General features: G+C 44.6%; 11 protein-coding genes. All 11 read left to right on the plus strand.

Annotated features, from left to right (window positions below; translation table 11 throughout):
- The first annotated feature begins 145 nt into the window (after positions 1-145).
- The 11 genes from DXE33_RS08385 to DXE33_RS08435 all read left to right on the plus strand — a co-directional run bounded on the left by DXE33_RS08385 (position 146) and on the right by DXE33_RS08435 (position 12,085).
- A complete protein-coding gene (locus DXE33_RS08385; protein ID WP_114639461.1) occupies positions 146-4,891 on the plus strand; it encodes a glutamate synthase-related protein in 4,746 nt (1,581 codons plus the stop codon).
- 38 nt (positions 4,892-4,929) lie between these two features.
- The gene (locus tag DXE33_RS08390; protein WP_114639462.1) at positions 4,930-6,393 is read left to right on the plus strand and encodes a glutamate synthase subunit beta; all 1,464 of its coding nucleotides are present in this window, start codon (positions 4,930-4,932) and stop codon (positions 6,391-6,393) included.
- Positions 6,394-6,403: 10 nt separating this feature from the next.
- On the plus strand, positions 6,404-7,252 hold the full coding sequence (locus DXE33_RS08395; RefSeq protein ID WP_114639463.1) for an ABC transporter ATP-binding protein: 849 nt from the start codon (positions 6,404-6,406) through the stop codon (positions 7,250-7,252).
- Entirely contained in the window at positions 7,252-8,049 is a 798-nt protein-coding gene (mlaE, locus tag DXE33_RS08400) for a lipid asymmetry maintenance ABC transporter permease subunit MlaE (RefSeq protein WP_174222306.1), read from the plus strand. The genes DXE33_RS08395 and mlaE overlap by 1 nt, the downstream gene beginning before the upstream one ends.
- 21 nt (positions 8,050-8,070) lie before the next feature.
- On the plus strand, positions 8,071-8,553 hold the full coding sequence (mlaD, locus tag DXE33_RS08405; RefSeq protein ID WP_114639464.1) for an outer membrane lipid asymmetry maintenance protein MlaD: 483 nt from the start codon (positions 8,071-8,073) through the stop codon (positions 8,551-8,553).
- Positions 8,550-9,296, plus strand: coding sequence for an MlaA family lipoprotein (locus DXE33_RS08410; RefSeq protein ID WP_114639465.1), 747 nt, complete (start codon positions 8,550-8,552; stop codon positions 9,294-9,296). The genes mlaD and DXE33_RS08410 overlap by 4 nt, the downstream gene beginning before the upstream one ends.
- A 68-nt stretch (positions 9,297-9,364) precedes the next feature.
- Positions 9,365-9,991: an MlaC/ttg2D family ABC transporter substrate-binding protein gene (locus DXE33_RS08415; protein WP_174222307.1), complete on the plus strand. Its 627-nt coding sequence runs from the start codon at positions 9,365-9,367 to the stop codon at positions 9,989-9,991.
- A gap of 13 nt (positions 9,992-10,004) precedes the next feature.
- Positions 10,005-10,262, plus strand: a complete 258-nt coding sequence (locus DXE33_RS08420; RefSeq protein WP_114639467.1) for an STAS domain-containing protein — start codon at positions 10,005-10,007, stop codon at positions 10,260-10,262.
- A 4-nt stretch (positions 10,263-10,266) separates the two neighbouring features.
- Positions 10,267-11,019 carry an ABC transporter ATP-binding protein gene (locus tag DXE33_RS08425; RefSeq protein WP_114639468.1) on the plus strand — a complete coding sequence of 251 codons (753 nt, stop codon included), beginning with the start codon at positions 10,267-10,269 and terminating at the stop codon, positions 11,017-11,019.
- Positions 11,016-11,804, plus strand: coding sequence for an ABC transporter permease (locus DXE33_RS08430; RefSeq protein WP_114639469.1), 789 nt, complete (start codon positions 11,016-11,018; stop codon positions 11,802-11,804). Before DXE33_RS08425 ends, DXE33_RS08430 begins: the two co-directional genes overlap by 4 nt.
- A 32-nt stretch (positions 11,805-11,836) precedes the next feature.
- A complete protein-coding gene (locus DXE33_RS08435; RefSeq protein ID WP_114639470.1) occupies positions 11,837-12,085 on the plus strand; it encodes a BolA family protein in 249 nt (82 codons plus the stop codon).
- Positions 12,086-12,117: the final 32 nt, after the last annotated feature.

Raw genomic sequence — 12,117 nt, forward strand, 5'->3', positions numbered from 1 at the left:
CTGTCTCCATTATAGTAATTCATTTTGGTGCGATCTTAAAAAAAAATGGGACAGACACATTTTATTTCTATTGCATCGTTATGGGTATTCACCTATATTGGATCCTCCAAATGTTATTAGGCCTTTGTCGCCACTCAGAAAAACTATGACTACACAAATCCATTCTGATCTTCGCCCAATCGCTCAGGGTCTTTATGACCCACAAAATGAGCATGACGCTTGTGGCGTAGGATTCGTTGCGCATATCAAGGGTAAAAAATCCCACGAGATCGTTTCTCAGGGACTAAAGATTCTTGAGAACTTAGATCACCGGGGGGCAGTTGGTGCTGATCCACTCATGGGTGACGGTGCCGGCATTTTGATTCAGATTCCAGATACTTTGTATCGCGAAGAAATGGCAAAGCAAGGCATCACATTGCCGCCTTTCGGTGAATATGGGGTGGGCATGATTTTCTTGCCGAAGGAGCATGCATCTCGTTTGGCATGCGAGCAGGAGCTAGAGCGCACTGTTCGTTTAGAGGGTCAAGTAGTTTTAGGTTGGAGAGATGTGCCGGTAGATGTAAAACTACCAATGTCTCCAACAGTGCAAATGACAGAGCCATTTATTCGTCAAATTTTTATTGGACGTGGCCGCGACATCATGACAACCGATGCACTTGAGCGCAAGTTGTATGTGATTCGTAAAACAGCAAGTCATGCAATTCAGGATTTGCATTTGAAGCATGGCAAAGAATATTTTGTTGCTTCAATGTCCGCGAGAACCATTGTTTATAAGGGTTTGCTGTTGGCAAATCAGGTAGGCGCTTATTACCAGGATTTGCAAGATAAGCGCACAGTATCTGCGTTAGCATTAGTGCATCAACGCTTTTCTACGAATACTTTCCCAGCCTGGGAATTAGCTCACCCATATCGCATGATTGCGCATAACGGCGAGATCAATACTGTAAAGGGTAACGTTAACTGGGTTAATGCACGTGAAGGCGCAATTAGCTCGCCAGTACTTGGTGATGATTTGCAAAAATTGTGGCCATTGATTTATCCAGGTCAATCAGACACTGCATGCTTTGATAACTGTTTAGAGTTGTTAGTGATGTCTGGATATCCATTGGCACAAGCCATGATGATGATGATTCCCGAGGCATGGGAACAACACACATTGATGGATGACAATCGCCGCGCATTCTATGAATACCATGCTGCCATGATGGAGCCATGGGATGGCCCTGCTGCAATGGCATTTACTGACGGTCGTCAAATTGGCGCAACACTCGACCGCAATGGTCTGCGACCAGCACGCTATTACGTAACGGATGATGATTTAGTGATCATGGCATCAGAGGCTGGAGTATTACCAATCCCTGAGAGCAAGATCGTTCAGAAGTGGCGCTTACAGCCAGGCAAGATGTTTATGATCGATATGGAGCAAGGTCGCATCATTGATGACGTTGAGCTCAAGAACGCCGTATCAAAAGCCAAGCCTTATAAGAGCTGGATTGATGCCGTACGCGTGAAGCTTGATGAGGTTGATGCAAGCAAAGCTGACCTGATTGATGAGAAAAACAATATTCGCCCAGCTGCGAAGTTGCTTGATCGTCAACAAGCTTTTGGTTACACCCAAGAGGATATTAAGTATCTGATGGCTCCAATGGCCATGAACGGTGAAGAGGCTATCGGTTCAATGGGCAACGATAGCCCGTTAGCTGTTTTGTCTAATAAGAACAAGCCTTTATATAACTACTTTAAACAGCTGTTCGCACAGGTTACCAATCCTCCAATCGATCCGATTCGCGAGAACATGGTGATGTCATTAGTTTCTTTCATTGGGCCAAAGCCTAATTTACTCGACACCAACAACATTAATCCACCAATGCGTTTGGAGGTCAGTCAACCGATTCTGGATTTTGATGATATTGCCAAGATTCGTCATATTGAGCACTACACCAATGGTAAGTTCCGCTCTTATGAATTAGATATTTGCTACCCAGTTGCATGGGGTAAGGCAGGTATTGAAGCGCGCTTAGCATCTCTTTGTGCACAAGCGGCTGATGCTGTGCGTTCTGGATACAACATCTTGATCGTCAGTGATCGTCAAGTTGATGAGAAGCATGTTTCTATTCCAGCATTATTGGCAACTTCAGCAATCCATCAACACTTAGTTGAAAAAGGTTTGCGTACAAGCGTTGGCCTAGTTGTTGAAACGGGTAGCGCTCGCGAAACACATCACTTTGCTTTGTTGGCTGGTTATGGTGCAGAGGCTGTTCATCCATACCTTGCAATGGAAACATTGACCGAAATGGCTAAAGGCTTGTCAGGAGATTTATCTGGCGAAAAAGCAGTCAAGAATTTTGTGAAGGCAGTCGGCAAGGGCTTGCAAAAAGTGATGTCTAAGATGGGTATCTCTACTTACATGTCCTACACAGGCTCACAGATTTTTGAAGCCATTGGCTTAAATCGCGACATTATTGATCAGTACTTCAAGGGCACACCATCGAACGTCGGTGGTATTGGCGTATTTGAAGTAGCAGAAGAAGCCTTGCGTATGCATAGTGCTGCATTCGGTAATGATCCTGTCCTCACTAATATGCTTGATGCTGGAGGGGAATATGCTTTCCGTATTCGCGGTGAAAACCATATGTGGACTCCTGACACGATTGCGAAGTTGCAACACTCTACTCGTATCGGAACGGAAAAGGGCTACCAAACTTATAAAGAATACGCCAACATCATCAATGATCAGACTAAGCGTCAGATGACTTTGCGCGGCTTGTTTGAGTTCAAGATCGACCCAAGCAAAGCCATTCCATTAGATGAAGTTGAGCCAGCAAAAGAAATTGTGAAACGTTTTGCAACCGGCGCGATGTCTTTGGGCTCTATCTCCACAGAAGCGCATGCAACTTTAGCGATTGCAATGAACCGTATTGGTGGCAAGTCCAATACCGGTGAGGGTGGAGAAGATCCCAATCGTTATGTAAATGAGCTCAAGGGTATTCCAATTAAGAAAGGCGAAACCCTTTCCAGCATTTTGGGTAGCGATGTAGTTGAAGCCAATATTCCATTACAAGATGGCGATTCATTGCGTTCCAAGATTAAGCAGGTGGCCTCTGGTCGTTTCGGTGTAACGACTGAATACTTGCGCTCCGCAGATCAATTGCAAATTAAGATGGCGCAGGGTGCTAAGCCTGGTGAAGGAGGTCAGTTACCTGGTGGAAAAGTTTCTGATTACATCGGTAAGTTGCGCTTCTCTGTGCCAGGCGTAGGGTTAATTTCCCCACCCCCACACCATGACATTTACTCTATTGAAGACATTGCTCAGCTAATTCACGACTTGAAGAACGTCAATCCAAAAGCCGATGTTTCAGTGAAGCTGGTATCAGAGGTTGGCGTTGGTACTGTTGCGGCTGGTGTTGCTAAAGCGAAAGCAGATCACGTGGTGATTGCTGGCCATGACGGTGGCACAGGCGCATCTCCACTATCCTCCATTAAGCACGCTGGCTCTCCTTGGGAGTTGGGTTTAGCCGAAACTCAGCAAACTTTAGTGCTCAATGGTTTACGTAGCCGTATTCGTGTTCAAGCTGATGGCCAAATGAAAACTGGTCGTGACGTAGTGATCGGTGCTTTGTTAGGTGCGGATGAGTTTGGCTTTGCAACTGCTCCATTGGTTGTTGAGGGTTGCATCATGATGCGTAAATGTCATTTGAATACCTGCCCAGTTGGTGTGGCGACACAAGATCCAGAGTTGCGCAAGAAATTCTCTGGCAAGCCAGAGCATGTTGTGAACTTCTTCTTCTTTATTGCTGAAGAAGCTCGTGAAATCATGGCTCAGTTAGGTATTCGCAAGTTTGACGACTTGATTGGTCGTGTTGATCTTCTCGATACTCGCAAAGGTATTGAAAACTGGAAAGTACATGGATTAGATTTCAGCAAGATTTTTGCTGAGCCTCAGGTAGCTAGCGATGTTCCGCGCTACCAAGTGCTCACGCAAGATCATGGTTTGGCAAGCGCGCTTGACAATATCTTGATCGAGAAGAGCGAGCCAGCTTTAGAGCGTGGCGAAAAAGTTTCATTTATTGTTCCTGTAAAGAACGTGAATCGCACTGTTGGTGCCATGCTTTCTGGTGAAGTGGCTCAGCGTTATGGTCACGCAGGTCTTCCCGATGACACAATTCATATTCAATTAAATGGCACAGCAGGTCAAAGCTTTGCAGCCTTCTTGGCACGTGGCATTACCCTAGATTTAGTAGGGGATGGTAACGACTACGTTGGTAAAGGTTTATCTGGTGGGCGCGTTATCGTACGTGCTCCACATGAGTTCCATGGTGATACTGCAAAGAACATCATCGTTGGTAATACTGTTCTCTACGGTGCAATTGCCGGCGAAGCATTCTTTAATGGTGTTGCTGGTGAGCGATTCGCAGTTCGTAACTCTGGAGCCACTACTGTTGTTGAAGGCACTGGAGATCACGGTTGTGAGTATATGACTGGCGGAACAGTAGTTGTGCTTGGTACAACTGGCCGTAATTTTGCTGCTGGTATGAGTGGCGGTATTGCTTATGTTTACGATGAAGATGGCTTGTTCGATAAGCGTTGTAATACCAGTATGGCGACCTTAGAAAAAGTATTGCCCTCTGCAGAGCAGAGCTCCAAGATGCCTAAAGCCGAATGGCATGCTCCTATTGACGTTAAGGATGGCGGCGAGCGCTTAACAGATGAGCAAATCTTGAAAGGTTTGATTGAGCGTCATTTCCGTTACACCGGCTCAGAGCGCGCTAAGGCAATTTTGGCTGACTGGGAAAATGCTCGTGGTCGTTTTGTGAAAGTTCTTCCCACTGAGTACAAGCGTGCGCTTGGTGAGTTGTGGGAAAAATCACAAAAGAAAACGGTTGCTGCTTAATTAATAGAGACATTAAGAAAAGATACTAAGGATTAGATATGGGTAAGGTAACTGGATTTATGGAGTTTGAGCGCGTCGATGAAACATACGAAGCGCCTACTAAACGTCTCCACCACTATAAAGAGTTTGTTGCGGCATTAACTGATGAAGAGGCCAAAATTCAAGGTGCGCGCTGCATGGATTGTGGTATTCCATTTTGCAATAACGGCTGTCCTGTCAACAACATCATTCCTGACTTTAATGATTTGGTGTTTCATAACGACTGGAAGAATGCATTAGATGTTTTGCAGTCAACCAACAACTTCCCTGAGTTCACAGGACGTATTTGCCCCGCTCCATGTGAGGCAGCATGCACTCTAGGTATTAATCGTGCACCGGTTGGCATTAAATCCATTGAGCATGCCATTATTGATAAGGGTTGGGAAAATGGTTGGGTTAAGCCACAACCATCGAAAACCAAGACTGGTAAAAAGGTAGCCATCGTTGGTGGTGGCCCTGCGGGTATGGCGGCAGCTCAACAGCTTGCACGCGTTGGTCATGACGTGACTGTATTTGAAAAGAATGATCGAGTTGGCGGTTTACTTCGCTATGGCATTCCTGACTTCAAGATGGAGAAGTGGCTGATTGATCGGCGAGTTGAGCAAATGCAAGCTGAAGGCGTGAAATTTGAAACGGGTGTATTTGTAGGTAAAGAAGCTATTGGTGTTGAAGTAAAAAACTACTCTACTAAGACTGTTTCCCCAGAACAGTTGATGAAAGATTTTGATGCGGTAGTGATTACTGGTGGTGCAGAGCAGCCACGCGATCTTCCAGTCCCGGGCCGTGAACTTTCGGGCGTGCATTTTGCGTTGGAATTTTTAATTCCGCAGAATAAAGAAAACGCTGGCGACTCTAAAAATGAAATTCGCGCAACTGATAAACATGTTGTTGTGATCGGTGGTGGCGATACTGGTTCTGATTGCGTCGGCATATCGAACCGTCATGGCGCTACAAAAATTACTCAGTTTGAATTACTCCCTCAGCCGCCAGAAGTGGAAAACAAGCCCTTGGTATGGCCTTATTGGCCAACGAAGTTGCGCACCTCTTCTTCTCATGAAGAAGGTTGTGATCGCGACTGGTCTGTTGGTACTAAGCGTTTTGAAGGTAAAAATGGCAAAGTTGAGAAGCTGATTGGCGTACGCTTGGAGTGGAAAGACGGAAAGATGTCAGAAGTTCCAAACTCCGAATTTGAGATTAAGGCAGATTTAGTGCTTTTGGCGATGGGCTTTGTATCCCCTGTTCAGCAGGTATTAAATGTCTTTGGTGTTGAAAAAGACGCTCGCGGCAATGCAAAAGCCACTGTAGATGGTCAAAATGCCTATCAAACTAACGTTCCAAAGGTATTTGCTGCTGGTGATATGCGACGTGGGCAATCTCTGGTGGTTTGGGCAATTCGCGAAGGTCGTCAGTGTGCTCAGGTAGTAGACCAGTATTTAATGGGGTCATCTGTTTTACCCCGATAATATCGGGGATATGAAAAGTTCTGACCCAAACGTATTCGTTGTCAATAAATCTCTAGGAGAGGTTGTCGTTTCTATTGAGGACGTCAACTTTTCCTATGCGCCTGGCGAGCGTCAAATTTTGTCAGGTCTCAATATGGAGTTTCGCCGTGGCCAAGTGGTTGCGGTGATGGGCGGGTCTGGATGTGGCAAGACTACTATTCTGCGTTTAATCGGCGGTCAATTTTCAGCTCAATCTGGCCAAGTTTTATTTGAAGGTCAAGACATTGGCAAGATGAATGGTGAGCAATTGATGGCGGCTCGTCGTCGCATGGGAATGCTCTTTCAATTCGGTGCTTTGTTTACAGATCTGAGTGTTTTTGAAAATGTGGCATTCCCTCTTCGTGAACATACAAAACTAAGCGAAGAATTATTGCGCTCGTTGGTGTTGATGAAACTCAATGCCGTAGGATTGCGCGGAGCTCGGGACTTAATGCCCTCACAAATTTCTGGTGGCATGGCAAGACGGGTTGCGTTAGCAAGAGCAATCGCTCTAGACCCTCCGCTCATCATGTATGACGAGCCATTTGCTGGCTTAGACCCAATTTCACTGGGTATTACTGCGCGCCTGATTCGGGATTTGAATAACGCCCTGGGGGCGACGAGTTTGTTGGTCACTCATGATGTTGAAGAGACTTTTGAAATTGCGGATTATGTGTACTTTATCGCCAATGGAAAGATTGGTGCACAAGGAACCCCAGAAGAGCTTAGTCGCTCTACAGATCCCTTTGTAAGACAGTTTTTAGATGCTGCTCCAGATGGCCCTGTCCCATTTCATTACCCAGGCCAGAGCTTGGAAGAAGATTTTGGGATGAAAAAGTGATGACAGCCCTTCATAAACTTTTAGATCTGTTTGGAGATCTCGGATTTTTTATACGCCGCAATTTAAGTAGTCTGGGGCTTGCAGCAAGAATGTTTGCGGCAGTAATGTATCGCTCTGTATTTTTATTAAAAAGACCGGGTCTTGTTATTGATCAAATCTTATTTGTTGGTAATCATTCCTTTGTCATTATTGCGGTGTCTGGTTTATTCGTTGGTTTTGTATTGGGTCTGCAGGGTTACTACACATTAAATCGCTATGGCTCAGAACAAGCATTGGGTTTATTGGTTGCCTTATCTCTCACCCGTGAGTTGGGTCCAGTCATTACCGCCTTGCTATTTGCTGGTAGGGCGGGCACATCCTTAACAGCAGAAATTGGACTGATGAAGGCTGGTGAGCAACTGAGCGCAATGGAGATGATGGCAGTCGATCCGCTAAGTCGTGTGATTGCACCAAGGCTATGGGCTGGGATTATCTCAATGCCAATTTTGGCAACAATCTTTACTGCGGTTGGAGTGATGGGCGGATATTTTGTTGGTGTGCCTTTGATTGGTGTTGATTCAGGTGCTTTTTGGTCTCAAATGCAGGGTGGAGTTGATCTCTTCTCCGATATTGGGAATGGCCTGATTAAAAGTATCGTATTTGGTGTAGCCGTGACTTTCATAGCACTGTACCAAGGTTATGAGGCGAAACCAACACCAGAGGGTGTTTCACAAGCAACCACGCGTACTGTTGTGATCTCTTCTTTATCGGTTTTAGCATTAGATTTCTTGCTAACCGCAATGATGTTCTCAAACTAGAAAGAATAAACTGGAGCTCTTATGAGAAAAAGTGCAATTGATATTTGGGTAGGAATTTTTGTTGCCATTGGTCTGCTGGCAGCACTATTTCTTGCATTGAAAGTGGGGAATATGAATGCGGTTTCATTTACCCCAACTTATAAGATTTCAGCGCGCTTTGACAATATTGGGGGATTAAAGCCTCGCGCTCCCGTTAAAAGTGCTGGCGTAGTGGTGGGACGTATTGCCAATATTTCTTTTGACGACAAAACCTATCAGGCTACAGTCGTGATGACTATTGAAGACGCTTATAAGTTCCCAGCGGATTCTTCAGCCAAGATTTTGACTTCAGGATTGCTTGGTGAACAATATATTGGCCTTGAAGCTGGGGGTTCAGATGATATGTTGGCTGATGGCGGTAAGATCTCCCAAACACAATCTGCGATCGTTTTAGAAAGCTTAATTAGTCAGTTCTTGTATAACAAGGCTGCTGATAGCGGCCAAGAAAAGAGCCCGGCAAAATGATTTTATGGTTGCAGCTAAAACGCTTTTTTTTGCTTTGCTTAGCTGCTGTGCTTGTGGGATGTGCCTCTATTCCTGCTGGGGTGCCTCCGTCCCCAGATGACCCATGGGAGCCATTTAATCGCTCAGTTTTTGAATTCAATGAAGGTTTAGATGCCTATTTACTAAAGCCAGTGGTAGCTGGTTATCGCTTTGTATTGCCAGAATTTGTACGTGATGGTGTCTATAACTTTTTCAGCAACTACAACGATATCTATACGGCTTTATATAATTTATTACAAGGTAAGCCTGCTTATGCATTTAATGACCTTATGCGTGTCGCGGTCAACACCACAATGGGTCTGGGCGGACTTTTAGATTTGGCAACATCGGGTGGTCTTGAAAAGCACAAAGAGGATTGGGGTCAAACATTTGGTGTCTGGGGCGTTCCCGCCGGTCCATATGTTGTATTGCCTTTTTTTGGCCCAAGCAATGTACGAGATACTTTTGGAACCATTGCTGACTTGGAGTCGGACTATCTCTTTAAATATGTAAAAAATGTTGGCCTGCGAAATAGCATCACAGGATTGCGTGTAGTGAATGCGCGTAATACCTACTATGAGGCAGGGGATTTATTAGATAGTGCCGCTATTGATAAGTACAGCTTTATGCGAGATGCTTATATTCAGAGGCGTCAGTATCAAATCAATGAGGGCAGGGAAGATGAAGAGCCGCTGATGCCTGCATACGAAAACCAATACGAGTAAAGTGTGAGGGGCTAAAATTAGCCCCAATAAATATAGATAGTGAGATAGCGCAAATGAAAATTCACCAAATGATTTCTAGATTCCTAGCGACAAGTTTGCTGTTGGTTTCTGGCGCCTTATTTGCGCAAGCATCAGATCAAACCACTGCGCCAGACGCTCTCATTAAATCGGTTGTGACCGATGTAATGACCTCCGTGAAAGCTGATCCAGAAATTCAAAAGGGCAATATTCCAAAAATTGTGGAGTTAGTAGAAAAGAAAATTGTCCCTTATACCGATATGCGTCGTACTACTGAAATGGCGATGGGACCTAATTGGAAAAAGGCTAGTCCTGAGCAGCAGGCACAGCTTACTTCAGAGTTTAAAAATTTACTGATCCGTACCTATTCTGGAGCTCTGAGTCAGTTGCGTGATCAAACGGTACAGTTCAAGGCTTTCCGTGCTGCGCCTGATGATAAAGAAGTGGTTGTTAAAACAGTTGTTCTAGGCCGTGGTGACCCCGTGCCATTGGATTATCGTCTTGAGAAAACTGATAAAGGCTGGAAAGTTTATGACATGAATATCATGGGCGTATGGTTGGTTGAAGCGTACCGCAATCAGTTTTCCAATCAGATCAGTCAAAATGGTATTGAAGGCTTAGTGAAGTTCTTGCAAGACCGCAATAAACAGTTAGCAAGTGCTAAGCCAGCGAACTAACTTTTAAACTCATATGCCATTTTTATTGCCTAAGTCAGTAACACAAGAAAATGCATTACAAGTGCAGAAGGATGGTCTCTTGAATTTAGTAAGTCTAGGAACGGTCGATTGTTCTTCTTTAAAAGACTTTGATTCCACTGTATTGACTGTTCTTTTGACATGGCAAAAAAAATTATCTACTCAGGATCAGGCACTCATAGTGCTGCAAGCGCCTGAAAAGTTAAAAGTCTTGGCCAGTGTTTATGGTATTTCAGCATTGTTAGGCTTGTAGTCGCATGCACTCAGCGATTTCAATTCAACATATTTCGAAACACTATGGAGTTCTTCAAGCTCTTGATGATGTTTCTTTAACAATTGAGCCTGGAGAATTTTTTGGCTTACTGGGTCCAAATGGTGCAGGTAAAACCACTCTCATCTCTATATTGGCCGGCTTAGTCAGGGCCGATCAAGGTCACGCAGCAATTTTGGGTGCCGATGTTCAAAAATCGTTTCGAGACGCTCGTCGGATGCTGGGCGTTGTTCCTCAAGAATTAGTTTTTGATCCCTTTTTCACTGTTCGTGAAACCCTGCGTTTTCAATCGGGTTATTTTGGGATTCGTAATAACGATGCTTGGATTGATGAAATCATGGCTAACCTTGATCTCACTGGAAAAGCAGACAGCAATATGCGGGCTTTATCTGGTGGCATGAAACGTCGTGTCTTAGTTGCTCAAGCCTTGGTACATCGTCCACCGGTAATCATCTTGGATGAGCCAACAGCAGGCGTTGACGTTGAGTTGCGTCAATCACTCTGGCAATTTATCAGCAGACTCAATCAAGACGGCCATACGATTGTTCTTACTACACACTACTTAGAAGAAGCTGAAGCCTTGTGCCAACGCATTGCTATGCTTAAGCAAGGCAAGATAGTGGCTTTAGATACCACCGCTAATTTATTAACCCGTTATGGCTCGGTCAAGAAAGATGGCGAAGGTAAAACAGATTTGGAAGATGTCTTTGTCAACATCATGTCTGGAGGTGCATTATGAAATATGCACTAAATAAGCCTACTCTTGAGTACGGCAGTGGATTTCCGACGCTCTTGTTTAAAGAGGTCAAGCGTTTTTACAAAGTTGCTTTCCAGACGGTCGCCGCCCCAGTGCTGACGGCCATTTTGTATCTAATGATTTTTGGCCATGTGTTTGAAGGCAAAGAGGTATATGGCCGATTGAGCTATACCGCCTTCCTCATTCCTGGGTTAGTGATGATGAGTGTCTTGCAAAATGCCTTTGCGAATACCTCATCTTCACTGATTCAATCCAAGATTACTGGTAATCTTGTTTTTGTATTGCTGGCTCCATTAAGTCACATTGAGTTTTATACAGCTTATATTTTAGCTGCGGTATTTCGTGGGATTGTTGTGGGCTTGGGCGTATTTTTAATTACGGCCTGGTTTGCAATGCCATTACTTGAGTACCCCTTGTGGATTATTGCGTTTGCATTTTTAGGCGCCGCCATATTAGGCAGCTTAGGGCTGATTGCTGGTATTTGGGCGGATAAATACGATCAGTTAGCAGCGTTTCAAAATTTCATCATCATGCCGGCAACGATGTTGTCAGGCGTTTTCTATTCAATCCATTCATTGCCTTCAGCATGGCAGGTAGTTTCGCATCTCAATCCTTTCTTTTATATGATTGATGGATTTCGCTTTGGATTTTTTGGGGTGTCTGATGTTTCCCCGTGGAGTAGCTTGGCTATCGTGCTCTGCTTCTTTATTGTTGTATCAGTGATCGCTTTGCGATTGCTTCAGAAGGGTTATAAGCTTCGTCATTAATTACTACGCATTCGCATTATTAGGAGAGAAGTATGTTACCAACACCGGAGCAGATTGAGGGCTACATCAAACAAGGTATTGACTGCACCTATGTTCAAGTTGAAGGTGACGGACAGCATTTTTTTGCCACTATTGTGAGCCCAGCATTTGAAGGTAAGCGCTTGGTGCAGCGTCATCAATTAGTTTATGGTGCGATGGGTGATCGTATGAAGGCCGAGGTACACGCTTTGTCCATTAAAGCTTTTACTCCAGAAGAGTTTGCTCAAAACTCTGCCTCATAACAGTCATTTTTAACTACTACATCACACACGTT

Source organism: Polynucleobacter necessarius (genome assembly GCF_900096765.1).
Taxonomy (GTDB): domain Bacteria; phylum Pseudomonadota; class Gammaproteobacteria; order Burkholderiales; family Burkholderiaceae; genus Polynucleobacter; species Polynucleobacter necessarius_F.